Genomic DNA, 14,412 nt, shown 5'->3' with positions numbered 1-14,412 from the left:
ATACGTGCGGTGCCGCTGCCGCGTTCAGCCGCAGGCGGAGACCGGGGCGACGGACGTCACCGTGTGCGCCGGAAGGACGACGGACCGGCCGCCTTCTGCCTTCAGCGTCACGCCGTTCGGGCCGGATCCCATGAACTCGCCGCACCGCTCACCGGTCGTCGTGGTGATCCTGACCAGATGGTCCGGCTCCGTTTCCGTGGTCGCCCAGGCGACGGCGATCGCGGTGGCGGCCATGGCCACCCCCGTCACGCAGCACACCGCAGCGCGGCGCAACGCCTTGTCGACCCGCCTGATCTCCTGGCGAGTCCAGTCGCGCAGGGCCTGCCCGGCGAGCAGGACACGCTCGCCGGGACTGCCGTGTGCGGCGCGCACGGCCAGGATCGACCCCGCGACGAGGAGCAGGAACGCGAGGGCGATCAGCACGGTCGCGACGTTCCGTGCGGTGGGCGGGAGCCGGCTCAGGTCGTCCCGCCCCTTGAGCGTGACGAGGACCGCGAGGAGGGTGGCAAGACCGGTGAGCCCGGTGCGCCACCCCTCGGCCTGCCGACGGCGCTCGGGCAGCTGGGAGAACTCCAGCTCCCGGGCCAGTTGAGCCCAGCGCCTGTCCGACTGCGCGCTCATGCCTCGTCCGCCGGGGTCAGCGCCGCCACACGCCAGCCGGCCCCGCAGCCCACCCACGGAGCGTCGGCGGGCAGGCCGGGGTGAGGATGCCCGCACTCGCAGAAGTGGACTTCACGAAGGAGCGCCGTGTCGTCGTCCTGCGGAGCCGGCCGGCGGTTGCGCCTCAGCAGGTCCAGGCCCTTGGTGCCGGTACCCGGGAGCCCGTGCCGGTACTCCGACGCCGTATTGCCGTGACAGCGGGGGCAGACCCCCTCGACCAGCACGCTCTGCCCGTCGGCGGCATGCCGTCGGGTGAACACGCCGGTCGCCACGCCCAGGTCCGTTTCCGTGTACGCCGTGTTGAAGTCGTGGCTCGGGCATGGTGATTCACTCATGGTCGGCGTCCTCGCCTCCGTCGACGCCAAGGTCGAACATCGTTGCGTACAACCTCAGTCGGTCCATGACCCAGGTCTCGCTCTCGCCCGTGGCCTCCGCGGCGAGTTCTACGTGCCGCGACGGCATCCGGTCCGCCACGGCGGGCAGCCTGCCGTCGAGATGGCGACTGAGCAGGACCAGGTCCTGCCACAGGGGGACGACATCCGGCACGGAAGGCAGAACGCTGGGCACGGCGCACAGGGGCAGGTAGGGGGTGATGCGCCGCACAGTGCGGGGCAGGGGCTCTCCCAGCCGACCCGCGATGCTGACCAGGTCCAGGGCTTCGTAGGGCGCGTCCGGAGCCGTGAGCCGGTGGTCGTTCCCCAGCGCGACGAGGTCGTACGGGTCGGGCGTGCACTGCTCGAGCACCTCCAGCGTCCGGTCGGACAGCTCCGGGACGCAAGCACCGAGAGGCCGCAACTTGGACAGCCTCCGGTAGGCGGTCGCCGCGTCGATCGCCAGCATGCGGGCGTATCCGGCCAGACCGGCGGGCGTCAGCGGCCGCCACCGGGCGGCGTCGAGTCCGTCGTATGCACCGGCGGGGTAGCTCAGGAGCGTCGAGCACACGTGTGTGGAGGGCAGGTAGTCCTCAAGCTCCTTCGGAAGGGACGGCACGACGAGTCGGTACTGCTCGGCGTGCTTCGTCGCCACCGACCACACGTCACGCAGCGTTTCGTTCAGACGTTCCGCGGAACCGAGGAGCATGGCGGAGGTGACGTTCCCTGCCGGGAAGTCCTCCTCGTCCATGGACGCCTCCTTGCCGGACAGGATGTAGCGGTCGCGTAGCGGCAACTCGTGCCATTCCTCGACGAGCGAGATGTCGTCGGGGAGCGCGACGCCGGCCTTCCGCAGGTCTTCGACCGCTGCCGGGAAGTCGCAATCGTCCGAGAGGCTCGCGTGCGCCAGCGACAGGTCTTCTAGATTCAAACCGGTTTCGAGATGCTGGTTCTGTGCCACCAGCTCCCGCACCAGTTGGGCCGCGTCGACCGAGGGGACGAGTTGACCGGCCGACGAGTCGTCCGGGTAGCGGCGGGTGAACTTCAGGCCCAGTCGGTCGGCGACCTGGCCGAGGTGTCGCTCGGCCGTCGTCAAGTCCACCTCGAGGGTGTCCGCGTAGTCCACGGTCGCTGCCCAGCGGAGCATCCGGCCGCCGTCGGGATCCCCCGACGTGAACAGGGACACGACCTCGTCGAGTTCCTCGGAGAGGTCCGTCCAGGCGGCGACCTCGTCGGGCGATGGCGCGGTCCATCCGAGCCAGGAGAAGTCGGCCAGGCGCTGGAGGAGTTCCGGCATCGGTCGGCCGGTGCGGTCGTGAACCACGAGGATGTGCGTGGGCCCGCAGGCGAGGTTCCAGCGGACGGAATTGCCGTAGCTGGTACGGAGGAAGAGACCCTCCATGTCCTCGTCCGTGCAGACGTGGTCCTCGTGCCGTGCCGGAACGCTCGGCGGAGCGGACGGGAGCAGCGGGGCGTAGCGGGCCAGGCGCTCCACCAGGGTGCCCAGGGGTACGGAGAGCTTGGCGGACGCCCAGATCAGGCCGCCCCAGTGGAGGGTTCCGTCGCCGTTCACCACGTGGTCCGAGTCGGCGTCCAGGCAGTTGGCCAGGTCTCTGTCACGAGGGTCCGGTACCAGGTCCGGGACCCTGTCCCGGGTGGGGAGAGGCGCCAGGCCGTGATGCGCGATGCGCAACTGCCGTTGCCGGCGCAGGACTGCCGCCGGTGTCATGGCGTGTTCGGCCGCGTAGGAGACGACCCGGGTCCAGGACCGCGGGTTCACGGTCACGAGAGACGCGTCACCGGGCATCGGTACCGGGTGCCCGGCGAGGCTCTGCGGGCCGGGCGGACAGCCCTTGAGATACAGATCCAGGACCTTGGTGCGCCAGGGGGCGTACCTCTCCTGTTCGTTCGTGAGATTCCGTACTTTCAGCAGGGCGCTGTCGAGGTGGAACCAGCCCACCGTGTCCAGCGACACGGGTTCGTCGTCCCACCCGAGTGCGGTGATCCCCCTGCCGCGCCACTCCTCACCGAGCACTCGGGCGGCGCGGTGGCTCCGGTCGTCCAGCCGGTTCAGCCACGCGAGTGACAAGTGCGGCCAGGAGCTCAGCTTCTCGGCTCCCCGACGCCACACGTCCGCGACCCACTCCGTGTCGAAGGTCTGGAGCTCCTTGCGGCTGACGCTCAGTGTTCCGGCGTGGGGACCGGTCAGGTTCACCACGTAGCCGAAGGGGGTCTGGTCCGTGACCACGCCGTCGCAGAGGATCCCACCTTTCCCGGTGACCCACCACAGCGTTCCCTCCACCGCTTCCAGCGGCTCTTCCTCGTCGACTCCCGGCAAGGGCTGGAGCATCCCGGCATCCCACGTGTGTCCGTGCCCCGCGTCCTCCTCCACGGCCTCCAGAGCGAACTCGCTCACCCGGACCAGGCTCCGCAGCACGGAGACGCAGGACAGGGGACGGGCGTTCGGGCCTTCGCGCAGGTAGAGCCGTACTCGGGTGCCGCCCTCGGAGAGACTGTCGTCGGAACCGTCGTGACGCTGGATACGGAAGAGGCTCCCGCTGCTGGGTATCTCGACGCGCAGAGCGTGCTCCGCCGGAATGCCCTCCGCACTGACCTGGCGGGTCACGACGGTCATCTCGTCGGCGAGCATGAAGTAGCTGAAGACCCCGATGCCGAAACGGCTGTTGGGGTACAGGCGCAACGCCGGATCGTGGCGCAGCCACCGCGACTGCTCCTTGCGGAACGACTTCGAGCGCTCGAAGCGGCTGCCCGCGCGGGTGAAGGTCTGCTTGAGCTGCTCCGCGCTCATGCCGACGCCGTTGTCCCGGCACTCTACGTACGGCCCGCGCTCGTCTCGGCCCTGGGTGAACACGATCCGGCCGGACCAGTCGGCGGGCCGGGTGCCGCTGCTGTTCAGGTAGGACCAGCGCATCGCCCGGTACCGGCACGCGTCCATGGCGTTCTGATACAGCTCGCGCAGCGCCAGCTCGGGCTCCCCGCCGTAGAGCTGTTCCCCCATCAGGAGGTCGCGCACCTCGGTCTGCGCGAGGTGGAAACGGAGGAGTGGTACCTCGTACGCGACATGGTTGGCGACGCGCTGGGGGCGAAGGTCCCGGTCCGTGACCCGGTGCGGAACCGCTGCCAGCAGATCGGCTTCCGACTCCCTCAGTTCGTCGGCCAGCTCCAGGGTCCGGGCGGCGAGTTCGTCCGCCTCGTCGGTGAGGTCCGCGAGGGCCGCGTGGATGGCCTGGTGCGGACACGGGGCGTCGAGGTGCAGGGTGTCGCCGTCCCGATGCCAACTCAGTCCGCGCGCGAGTGCGACGATCTGCTGGGGCAGCACGGGGTCCGTGACGGCCAGGTGTTCGGCCACCACCTCCGGGAGGGTGCGGACGTCGAGGGCCAGCACCGCGGCGAGCCGGAGCAGCGTCGCCAACGGGCGGATCCGCAACGGTTGGTGCCCTCCGGGCAGCAGCACCTTACGGGGCCGGGTCCAGGTCTCCTCGGCCGGCTCCGCAAGGTCGATTCCCGACGCGGCAGCCCGCAGCAGCTCCGAGAGCTCGTGCACTCTGCCGTCCGTTGCGCCCAGCCGCGTGGCCAGCGCCTCGCTCGGAGCGGTCGACACGGCCTCGTCGTCCGTCTCGAAGCGGTCGGCGATCCAGCGATGGACGAGCCACATGGTGACCGCGGCCGCGTCCTCCTCACGGCCGAGGCTCCGGCAGTCCGACACCTTGCGTGCGATACGGCGGTGCTGCTCGGCGATCTGTTCGTAGTGGCGGCGGTGCGCGCTCGGGCGCGTGCGCCGCTCCGGGCAGTACGGATCGATCTCCGCGGCCTGGCTCAGCCGCTCGGCCCAAGCGACCTCGCGCAGCAGGGGAGCCGCCACGAGGGTGGCGACCTCGACGGCCGACAGGCACGCATCCTTGGACAGCAGGAGCGGAAGCCGGTCGCACAGCAGGCGAACCGGGAAGGCGTCGTCGGCCCACGGGTCGGGATGCGGCAGGCGCTGGTGGGCGAGATGAACGGTGCGGGCGGATTGCTCCACGAACTCCCGCAGCGCGTCCTTGAAGACGGACACCTGCGCCGCGTCCTCGGGTGCGACCTGTCCCCACAAGGGGGTGTCGGCGACCGCTTCCAGCCAGGCCTCCAGCAGGGGCCGGCCGCCGCAAATCTCCAGTTCCTTGGTCTCGGCCTCGCGGTGAGTGCCGTATCGCTCCCGGGGAGTCTGGGACAGCCCGTGCCGCAGCGCCGCCTCCCTCGTCCTGGCTCGGGTTGCCGCGAACACGTCCTGGACGGAACGGGCGGGTGTCATCGGCCCGAGGGCGTGAGCCAGCCCGCGGGTGAAGAAGCTCCCTTCCGCCGTGTATCCACCGCGTTCGCCCGCCGAGCAGCCCGTGAGCACGGCGAAACCGCCGTGGGGCGGGCCGTTCTCGATGCTGTTGCCGAACGCCTCCTCGTCGCTCGGGGTCTCCGTGCGGCAGGCGTCGATCAGCCACAGCACCGTGTCCGCCGCGCAGTTCTTCAGCAGAGGGCTGATGTTGGCCGGAAGGAGCGAGTCCAGGTACGGCTCCTGCCAGTTCCCGTCCGCCGGCGCAACGGCGTCGGCCGGAACGAGATAGTCGGTGCGACCGTTGCGCAGACCGTGGCCGGTGAAGTAGATCAGGAGCACTCCGCCTTCAGGAGTGTCCCGGCCCACTTCGTAGATCTTCGAACGGATCTGGCTCAGCCCCGCGTTGTGCAGCGTTTCCACCTCGTACCCCGAGGCGTCCAGCGCCGAGCTCATCAACCGGAGGTCCGCCGCGACCGCTTCGTCGAGCGGCTCCAGCATTCCGGCGGCCGCCGGCACCTGTCCGATTCCGACGAGCAGGGCCTTGCGCGCCTGGTCCATGTTCCCCGTTCCCTCCCCACCAGCAGGAGAACATGATGACACCGCCTCACGGCAGGCAGCGGCGGGACCGCGTCAGTACCGCGTGATCGCCGTCCGGCCGCCCTCCGTGCCGATCGCGATGTGCGGACGCGCCCCCGGGTCCGCCCAGTCGAGGATCCGCCGCATCGCCTCCTCGGGCACCGACACGCAACCGGCCGTCGCCCCGCGCCCGTTGACGTGGAGGAAGATGCCGGCGCCCCGCCCGCGCACCGGGCGTTCGTAGTTGAAGCCGACGACCAGGGCGTGCGCGTACTGCGTGCCGTACGTGATGAGGTGCTCGGACTCGGCGGCCCGGCAGTCTGCGGCGCGGGGCTCCGTCCAGCGGTTGTAGGAGCGGGAGTCGTTGTCCTGGCACCACCAGGAGTCGTCGCCGACCCGGCGGTACGGGTACGTCGTCCCGGGCGGGGCGGCCTTGATGCCGAAGGCGTAGGGCAGGTCGTACAGGCCGGTCGGGGTGGTGTTGGTGCCCTGTTCACGGGTGGCGCCCTCGGTGAGGCCGTTGGTGCCGAAGCGGGCCGGGGCCGAACCGGCCTTCGTCCAGCGCCCGTCCCGCAGGTCCCACCAGGTGACCGTGCCCGAGGTGGAGCCGGTGCCGGGTGCCTGCGCGGTGATCAGCTGGGTGCCGCCGCCGGTGTCCGCCATCCGGGCCGGCAGCGGCGGCGGGCCCCCGCCGGGCGGCGCGGCGCCGAGCAGGAGCAGGGTGGCGGAGGCGAGGGCGACGACGACACCGGGGCGCATGGCTCAGACGGTAGAGGGCGGCAACGGCAGCGGCAGCCCGGGAAGGCCGTCCAGGCTAGTGGCGATGTGCTCCTTCCTGGCGAAGTACTCGCTCAGTGAGGTGTCGTCCTCGCGCGCGAACCGCCTGCCATGCAGGTCGCGGTCCTCGTCGTACGTCATGTACGGCACCGCGTAGCCGCAGGAGTCGCGGACGAGTTCGGCGGTCACGACGACGATCGCGCGCAGGCCGTGCCGGGACGGGTCGATGTCGGGGAAGTGGGCGAGGAGTTCCCCGAAGCGCGGGTCGTCGCGGAAGACCGGCTCGCCGCGGCCGTGCACCCGGACGATGTTCGGCGGGCCCTGGAAGGCGCACCACATCAGGGTGATCCGGCCGTTCTCGCGCAGGTGCGCGACGGTCTCGGCGGTGGAGCCGGCGAAGTCGAGGTAGGCCACGGTGTGCTCGTCCAGCACGGCGAAGGAGCCCTTGAGACCCTTGGGGGAGAGGTTGACCGTGCCGTCGGCGGACAGCGGGGCGGTGGCGGTGAAGAACACGGGCTGCGACTCGATGAAGGTGCGGAGCCGGCCGTCTATGCGCTCATAGGTCTTTCCCATGTCTAACGATTATGGTCGCAGATCTTTTGGCTGTCTAACGAAACGGCCGGATTGACGAATCATGCGGACTTCTGCATACTCATGCATGTCAGCGAATGCACTGTGAGGAGAAACCCGTGACCGAGCGCGTCGTACTCGCCTACTCAGGCGGTCTGGACACCTCCGTCGCCATCGGCTGGATCGCCGAGGAGACGGGCGCCGAGGTCATCGCCGTTGCGGTCGACGTCGGCCAGGGCGGCGAGGACCTGGACGTCATCCGCAAGCGCGCGCTCGCCTGCGGTGCCGTCGAGGCCGAGGTCGCGGACGCCAAGGACGAGTTCGCCGAGGAGTACTGCCTCCCGGCGATCAAGGCCAACGCCCTCTACATGGACCGCTACCCGCTGGTCTCCGCCCTGTCCCGGCCGACGATCGTCAAGCACCTCGTCGCCGCCGCGCAGAAGCACGGCGCCACCACGGTCGCGCACGGCTGCACCGGCAAGGGCAACGACCAGGTGCGGTTCGAGGCCGGCATCGTCGCCCTCGCCCCCGACCTCAAGTGCATCGCGCCGGTCCGTGACTACGCCATGACCCGCGACAAGGCCATCGCCTTCTGCGAGGACAAGGGCCTGCCGATCGCGACCACCAAGAAGTCGCCGTACTCCATCGACCAGAACGTCTTCGGCCGCGCCATCGAGACCGGCTTCCTCGAGGACATCTGGAACGCCCCGATCGAGGACATCTACGAGTACACGCAGAACCCGGCCGTCGCCCGCGAGGCCGACGAGGTCGTCATCTCCTTCAAGGAGGGCGTCCCGGTCGCGATCGACGGCAAGCCCGTCACCGTCCTGCAGGCCGTCCAGCAGCTCAACGAGCGCGCCGGCGCCCAGGGCATCGGCCGGATCGACATGGTCGAGGACCGCCTCGTCGGCATCAAGTCCCGCGAGGTCTACGAGGCTCCCGGCGCGATCGCCCTGATCACCGCCCACCAGGAGCTGGAGAACGTCACCGTCGAGCGCGAACTCGCCCGCTACAAGCGGCAGGTCGAGCAGCGCTGGAGCGAGCTGGTCTACGACGGCCTGTGGTTCTCCCCGCTCAAGCGCGCCCTGGACGGCTTCGTCAACGAGGCCAACCAGCACGTCACCGGCGACATCCGGATGACCCTGCACGGCGGCCGCGCGGTCGTCACCGGCCGGCGCTCCGAGTCGTCCCTGTACGACTTCAACCTGGCCACCTACGACACCGGCGACACCTTCGACCAGGCGGCGGCCAAGGGCTTCATCGACATCTACAGCCTGTCGTCGAAGATCGCCGCCAAGCGGGACCTCGCGTAACACCGCCGGGTCACCTCGCACGCACTAGCCTGACAGCCGCCTCCCCGCTTGCCGAGAGTGGGGAGGCGGTCGCACATCGCCATCTTCCGAGGAGCAACGCAAGTGAGCAGCAACAGCGGTGACGTACGGCTCTGGGGCGGCCGTTTCGCCGACGGTCCCGCCGAGGCCCTGGCGAAGCTGTCCGCGTCCGTCCACTTCGACTGGCGGCTCGCGCCCTACGACATCGCCGGTTCGCGCGCCCACGCGCGCGTGCTGCACAAGGCCGGGCTGCTCACCGAGGACGAGCTGACCCGCATGATCGAGGGCCTGGACCGGCTGGAGGCCGACGTGGCCTCCGGCGCCTTCGTGGGCACCATCGCCGACGAGGACGTGCACACCGCCCTGGAGCGCGGCCTGCTGGAGCGCCTCGGCCCGGACCTCGGCGGCAAGCTGCGCGCAGGCCGGTCCCGCAACGACCAGGTCGCGACGCTGTTCCGGATGTACCTGCGCGACCACGCCCGCGCCATCGGCGGTCTGATCGCCGACCTCCAGGACGCCCTGATCGGCCTCGCCGAGGCCCACCCCGACGTCGCCATGCCGGGCCGCACCCACCTCCAGCACGCCCAGCCGGTGCTGTTCGCCCACCACGTCCTCGCGCATGTGCAGTCCCTGTCCCGGGACGCCGAGCGGCTGCGCCAGTGGGACGAGCGGACGGCCGTGTCGCCGTACGGCTCGGGCGCCCTGGCCGGTTCCTCCCTCGGCCTGGACCCGGAGGCGGTCGCCGAGGACCTCGGCTTCGAGCACGGCAGCTCCGGCAACTCCATCGACGGCACGGCCTCCCGCGACTTCGTCGCCGAGTTCGCCTTCATCACCGCGATGATCGGCGTGAACCTGTCCCGGATCGCGGAGGAGGTCATCATCTGGAACACGAAGGAGTTCTCCTTCGTGACCCTGCACGACGCCTTCTCCACCGGCTCCTCGATCATGCCGCAGAAGAAGAACCCGGACATCGCCGAGCTGGCGCGCGGCAAGTCCGGCCGCCTGATCGGCAACCTCACCGGCCTGCTGGCGACCCTCAAGGCCCTGCCGCTCGCCTACAACCGCGACCTCCAGGAGGACAAGGAGCCGGTCTTCGACTCCATCGACCAGCTGGAGGTCCTGCTCCCGGCCTTCACCGGCATGATGGCCACCCTCACGGTGCACCGCGAGCGCATGGAGGAGCTGGCCCCGGCCGGGTTCTCCCTCGCCACCGACATCGCCGAGTGGCTGGTCCGCCAGGGCGTGCCGTTCCGTGTCGCGCACGAGGTCGCAGGCGAGTGCGTGAAGGTCGCCGAGGCCGAGGGCAAGGAACTCGACCAGCTCACCGACGAGCAGTTCGCGAAGATCTCCTCCCACCTCACCCCGGAGGTCCGCTCGGTCCTCGACGTCCCGGGCGCCCTGGCCTCCCGCAACGGCCGGGGCGGCACGGCGCCGAGCGCGGTCGCCGTCCAGCTCGCCGAGGTCAAGGCGGACGTGGCGCAGCAGCACGCCTGGGCGAAGGCCAAGCGGAGCGCCCGCTAGTCCGTGTCCGCACGTGGCGCCTGCCGAGCGACGCCCGGCAGGCGCCACGGCGCGGAACGCGGCCCGGGTGGACGGCGAACCGCCCGGCCCGCCCCGCGCGACGCGCCCCCGCCGAACCGCCGCACGGACAGCGTTCCGCAACGCGGGCCGAAGGCCGCCGCGGGTTACGTTGGTCGCAGCCGCACAGCAGCGACCGAACGGAGCCCGCGATGCCCTTCGCCCGTCTCGCGACCGCCACGACGCCCACCTGCCACGTCGGCCTGGGCCTCGCCGCCGTGGGCCGCCCCGGCTACATCAACCTCGGCCGGGACCGCGACCTCGGGGAGGACCGCAGCGTCGAGGCGATGAGCAGGCGCACCCACGAACTCCTCGACGCCGCCTACGCGCAGGGCGTGCGCTACTTCGACGCCGCCCGCTCCTACGGCCGCTCCGAGGAGTTCCTCGCGGCCTGGCTGGCTACCCGCCCCGAGGCGGACGACGTGGTCGTGGGCAGCAAATGGGGCTACACCTACACCGCCGACTGGTCCACGGACGCCGAGCGGCACGAGGTCAAGGACCACTCCCTCGCCACGTACGAGCGGCAGCGCGCCGAGACCGAGGCCCTGCTCGGCGACCGGCTCGACCTCTACCAGATCCACTCGGTGACGCCGGACAGCCCCGCCCTCACCGACAAGGACCTGCACGCCCGCCTCGCCGAGTCCGCCGCGCAGGGGGTCAGCGTCGGCTTCTCCACCAGCGGCCCCGCCCAGGCCGAGGCGATCCGCGCCGCGCTCGCCGTGACCGTCGACGGCACCCCGCTGTTCCGGACGGTCCAGTCCACGTACAACCTCCTGGACACCTCGGCGGAGCCCGCCCTCGCCGAGGCCCACGCGGCGGGGCTGACCGTGATCGTGAAGGAGGCCATGGCCAACGGGAGGCTCGCCGAGCCGCACGCCCCCGAGGCCCTGCGAGCGGTCGCGGCGGAGACCGGGCAGGGCTGTGACGCGGTCGCGCTCGCGTTCGTCCTGAGCCGGCCGTGGGCCGGGGTCGTCCTGTCCGGCGCCGCGACCGTGGGCCAACTGGCGTCGAACCTGCACGCCGCCGTCGTCGACCTGGACGAGGACCGGCTCTCCCGGCTCGCCACGCTCACCGAGGACCCGGCCGCGTACTGGGAGCGGCGCGGACAGCTGCCCTGGCACTGAGCCCCGGAAAGCCCCAGAACATCACCACGAGCCGACCGGATGAGACGCACATGCCCACGGTGAGACATCTGTGTCTCACATGCGCTATGGTCGTCTCATGGCTGTCGATCGTGACCACGTGCTGCGCACCGCCGCGGCCCTGCTGAGCCGCAAGTCCACCGCGACCATGGACGAGGTCGCCAAGGCCGCCGGCATCAGCCGGGCCACCCTGCACCGGCGCTTCGCCGGGCGGGACGCGCTCGTCCGCGCGCTGGAGGCCCTCGGCATCGCCGAGTGCGAGGCGGCACTGGACGCGGCCCGCCCGGACGAGGGGCCCGCGAGCGACGCCGTACGACGCCTGGTGCGCGCCGTCGAACCGGCCGCCGGACTGCTCGCCTTCCTCTACTCCGAGAACCAGCTTTTCGAGGGCGAGGAGCGCAACGCCGGCTGGACCCGGCTGGACGACCGCATCGAGGCGCTGTTCCGGCGCGGCCAGCTGAGCGGCGAGTTCCGCATCGACCTGACCCCGGCCTGGCTCACCGAGGCGCTGTACGGCCTGCTGGCCTCCGCCGCCTGGGCCGTGTCCGAGGGCCGCGTGGCCGGCAAGGACTTCACCCACATGATCACCGAGCTGCTGCTCGGCGGCGCGATACGGAGAGAGGAATCATGACCAGCACCCTGCGGCCGGCCGGCGCGACGGAGGCGGTGCGGCGTCCGGGCCGCTGGCTCGCGCTGTCCGTCCTCGTGCTCGCCGTGCTGCTGGTGGCCGTCGACGCGACCGTGCTCGGTCTCGCGACCCCCTTCATCAGCGAGGACCTCGCGCCCACCGGCACACAGCTGCTGTGGATGGGCGACGTCTACTCGTTCGTCATCGCCGGACTGCTCGTCTCCATGGGCGGGTTGGGCGACCGCATCGGCCGCAAGCGGATCCTGCTCATCGGCGCCACCGCCTTCGGCGCGGTCTCCGTCCTCAACGCCTACGCGTCGACACCCGAGTTGATGATCCTCGCCCGGGCCCTGCTCGGCGTCGCGGGCGCCACCCTGATGCCGGCCACCCTCGCGCTCATCCGGAACATCTTCCACGACCCGCGCGAACGCAGCCTCGCCGTCGGCATCTGGGGCGCCACCGCCTCCGCCGGCACGGCCGTCGGGCCCATCGTCGGCGGTTTCCTGCTGGAGCACTTCTGGTGGGGCTCGGTCTTCCTGATCAACCTGCCCGTGATGGCGGTGCTCGTCGTCGTGGGCGCCAAGACGCTGCCCGAGTCGCGCAATCCGCACCCCGGCCCCTGGGACCTGCGCAGCGTCGCCTTGTCGCTGGTCGGCATGGTCGGCACCGTGTACGCGGTGAAGGAGACCGCCGCGCACGGCTTCGCCCCGGAGGCGCTCGCCGCCGGTCTGCTCGGCGCCGGGGCCCTCGGCGCCTTCGTGCGGCGCCAGCTCACCCTGCCGAAGCCGCTGCTGGACATGCGGCTGTTCGCTCACCGCGGTTTCAGCGGCGCGGTGCTGGCCGACCTGCTGACCATCCTCGGCCTGTCCGGCCTGGTGTTCTTCCTCTCCCAGTACCTGCAACTCGTCCAGGGCCGGCGCCCGTTCGAGGCGGGACTCGCCGAACTGCCCGCCGCGATCGGCGCGGTCGCGGCCGGTCTGGTCGCGGGCCGCGCGGCCCGGCGCTTCTCCGTGCGGGCCGTCGTCTCCGGCGGACTCGCGGCGGTCGGCCTGTCCCTGGCCGCGCTCACCGCGGTCGACCAGTCCACCGGCTATCCGCTGGTCGGGACCGTGCTGCTGTTCGTCGGCGTCGGCGCCGGCTTCTCGTTCACGGTCACGGCCGACGTCATCCTGTCGTCCGTTCCCAAGGAACAGGCGGGCGCGGCGTCCGCGGTCTCCGAGACGGCGTACGAACTGGGCGCCGCCCTGGGCATCGCCGTGCTCGGCTCGATCGTGACGGGCGTCTACCGGGGCTTCACCGGCCCGGCGGGCACCCCGGCCGCGGCACACGAGTCACTGGGCGGCGCGGTGGAGGCGGCGCGCGGTCTCCCGGCGGACACGGCGGGGGCACTGCTGACGTCGGCCCGGGAGGCGTTCGTCGACGGACTCACCCTGGCGGCCGGCGCCGGCGCGACGGTCCTCCTGGCGGCCTCGGTGGCGGCCTGGTTCCTGCTCCGGGACCAACGCCTGGACAACGGCCACTGATCCTCACCCCGACGCCCCCGAAGGGGCGCGGGGAACGGCGCGATCCACCACGACACAGCCGCCCCCGGCACGAACAGCGACCGCCCCCCGGACCCCCGGCGGGAGAACCTACGCGGCCTTCGCCTTGCTCGCGTACATGTCCACGTACTCCTGCCCCGACAGCCGCATGACCTCCGTCATCACGGAGTCGGTGACGGCGCGCAGCACGTAACGGTCACGGTCCATGCCCTCGTAGCGGGAGAACTCCATCGCCTCGCCGAACCGCACCGTGACCTTGCCCGGCCGGGGCAGACCCGCGCCGCCGGGCTGGAGCTTGTCGGTGCCGATCATCGCGAACGGCACGACGGGCGCGCCGGTCATCAGCGTGAGCCGCGCGATGCCCGTACGGCCGCGGTAGAGGCGGCCGTCGGGGGAGCGGGTGCCCTCCGGGTAGATGCCGAAGACCTTGCCCTCCTCCAGTACCCGGCGGCCGGTCATCAGCGCCGCGACACCGCCCCGGCCGCCGTCGCGGTCGACGGGGATCATGCCGACGCCGGTGAAGAACCAGGCCATCAGCCGTCCCTTGAGGCCCTTGCCGGTGACGTACTCGTCCTTGCCGATGAAGAACACCTGCCGGTCGCAGACCAGCGGCAGGACCATCGAGTCGATGAACGTCAGGTGGTTGCCGGCAAGAATGACGGGCCCGTCGCCGGGAATGTGCTCCATGCCCTCCACCTGGGGGCGGAACATCAGCCGCATGATCGGGCCGAGCACTGCCTTGATGAGCGCGAAGCGGGACAACGGGCCCTCCGGGGTCAACGGACGCTGTATGAGTCTGTGCAGGTGAGGACATTACTCGCGGCCCCGGGGCTCGCGCACATCGGCCACATCGGATTCACCGAGGTCTTACTCGCCGGTGACGCACGTTCACCTGCGGTCGCGTGCCGACG

The 14,412-nt window shown here is 71.2% G+C and carries 11 protein-coding genes; 5 read left to right on the top strand and 6 right to left on the bottom strand.

Annotated elements, in window-relative coordinates:
* Nucleotides 1-24: 24 nt before the first annotated feature.
* From QC282_RS16925 to QC282_RS16905, 5 genes are all read right to left on the bottom strand, one after another.
* Nucleotides 25-621 (bottom strand): hypothetical protein, encoded by a 597-nt coding sequence (locus tag QC282_RS16925; RefSeq protein WP_279550257.1) that lies wholly within the window; start codon nucleotides 619-621, stop codon nucleotides 25-27.
* A complete protein-coding gene (locus QC282_RS16920; protein ID WP_279550256.1) occupies nucleotides 618-995 on the bottom strand; it encodes a hypothetical protein in 378 nt (125 codons plus the stop codon). Before QC282_RS16920 ends, QC282_RS16925 begins: the two co-directional genes overlap by 4 nt.
* Complete coding sequence (locus QC282_RS16915; RefSeq protein WP_279550255.1) at nucleotides 988-5,916, bottom strand: caspase family protein; 4,929 nt, start codon at nucleotides 5,914-5,916, stop codon at nucleotides 988-990. The genes QC282_RS16920 and QC282_RS16915 overlap by 8 nt, the downstream gene beginning before the upstream one ends.
* A 72-nt stretch (nucleotides 5,917-5,988) precedes the next feature.
* Entirely contained in the window at nucleotides 5,989-6,693 is a 705-nt protein-coding gene (locus QC282_RS16910; RefSeq protein WP_279550254.1) for a L,D-transpeptidase, read from the bottom strand.
* A gap of 3 nt (nucleotides 6,694-6,696) precedes the next feature.
* Nucleotides 6,697-7,284 (bottom strand): pyridoxamine 5'-phosphate oxidase family protein, encoded by a 588-nt coding sequence (locus tag QC282_RS16905; protein ID WP_279550253.1) that lies wholly within the window; start codon nucleotides 7,282-7,284, stop codon nucleotides 6,697-6,699.
* Between the two features lie 116 nt (nucleotides 7,285-7,400).
* Here QC282_RS16905 and QC282_RS16900 point away from each other — a divergent pair, with 116 nt between their 5' ends.
* The 5 genes from QC282_RS16900 (at nucleotide 7,401) to QC282_RS16880 (ending at nucleotide 13,483) form a co-directional block, all read left to right on the top strand.
* A complete protein-coding gene (locus tag QC282_RS16900) occupies nucleotides 7,401-8,594 on the top strand; it encodes an argininosuccinate synthase (protein ID WP_279550252.1) in 1,194 nt (397 codons plus the stop codon).
* Between the two features lie 102 nt (nucleotides 8,595-8,696).
* The gene (gene argH, locus QC282_RS16895; protein WP_279550251.1) at nucleotides 8,697-10,133 is read left to right on the top strand and encodes an argininosuccinate lyase; all 1,437 of its coding nucleotides are present in this window, start codon (nucleotides 8,697-8,699) and stop codon (nucleotides 10,131-10,133) included.
* 209 nt (nucleotides 10,134-10,342) lie between these two features.
* On the top strand, nucleotides 10,343-11,314 hold the full coding sequence (locus tag QC282_RS16890) for an aldo/keto reductase (protein ID WP_279550250.1): 972 nt from the start codon (nucleotides 10,343-10,345) through the stop codon (nucleotides 11,312-11,314).
* Between the two features lie 97 nt (nucleotides 11,315-11,411).
* A complete protein-coding gene (locus QC282_RS16885; RefSeq protein ID WP_279550249.1) occupies nucleotides 11,412-11,963 on the top strand; it encodes a helix-turn-helix domain containing protein in 552 nt (183 codons plus the stop codon).
* Nucleotides 11,960-13,483 (top strand): MFS transporter, encoded by a 1,524-nt coding sequence (locus tag QC282_RS16880; protein WP_279550248.1) that lies wholly within the window; start codon nucleotides 11,960-11,962, stop codon nucleotides 13,481-13,483. The genes QC282_RS16885 and QC282_RS16880 overlap by 4 nt, the downstream gene beginning before the upstream one ends.
* A gap of 108 nt (nucleotides 13,484-13,591) precedes the next feature.
* Here QC282_RS16880 and QC282_RS16875 read toward each other — a convergent pair whose 3' ends face one another.
* Nucleotides 13,592-14,263 (bottom strand): lysophospholipid acyltransferase family protein, encoded by a 672-nt coding sequence (locus tag QC282_RS16875; protein ID WP_279550247.1) that lies wholly within the window; start codon nucleotides 14,261-14,263, stop codon nucleotides 13,592-13,594.
* Nucleotides 14,264-14,412: the final 149 nt, after the last annotated feature.

The organism is Streptomyces sp. DH24 (assembly GCF_029813775.1).
GTDB lineage: Bacteria > Actinomycetota > Actinomycetes > Streptomycetales > Streptomycetaceae > Streptomyces.
This window is presented reverse-complemented; position numbering and strand designations above follow the sequence as displayed.

Bases quoted from the DNA above. Each gene is read 5' to 3' on its own strand.
- QC282_RS16925 (WP_279550257.1), bottom strand. From the start codon at position 621: ATGAGCGCGCAGTCGGACAGGCGCTGGGCTCAACTGGCCCGGGAGCTG.
- QC282_RS16920 (WP_279550256.1), bottom strand. From the start codon at position 995: ATGAGTGAATCACCATGCCCGAGCCACGACTTCAACACGGCGTACACG.
- QC282_RS16915 (WP_279550255.1), bottom strand. From the start codon at position 5,916: ATGGACCAGGCGCGCAAGGCCCTGCTCGTCGGAATCGGACAGGTGCCG.
- QC282_RS16910 (WP_279550254.1), bottom strand. From the start codon at position 6,693: ATGCGCCCCGGTGTCGTCGTCGCCCTCGCCTCCGCCACCCTGCTCCTG.
- QC282_RS16905 (WP_279550253.1), bottom strand. From the start codon at position 7,284: ATGGGAAAGACCTATGAGCGCATAGACGGCCGGCTCCGCACCTTCATC.
- QC282_RS16890 (WP_279550250.1), top strand. From the start codon at position 10,343: ATGCCCTTCGCCCGTCTCGCGACCGCCACGACGCCCACCTGCCACGTC.
- QC282_RS16885 (WP_279550249.1), top strand. From the start codon at position 11,412: ATGGCTGTCGATCGTGACCACGTGCTGCGCACCGCCGCGGCCCTGCTG.
- QC282_RS16880 (WP_279550248.1), top strand. From the start codon at position 11,960: ATGACCAGCACCCTGCGGCCGGCCGGCGCGACGGAGGCGGTGCGGCGT.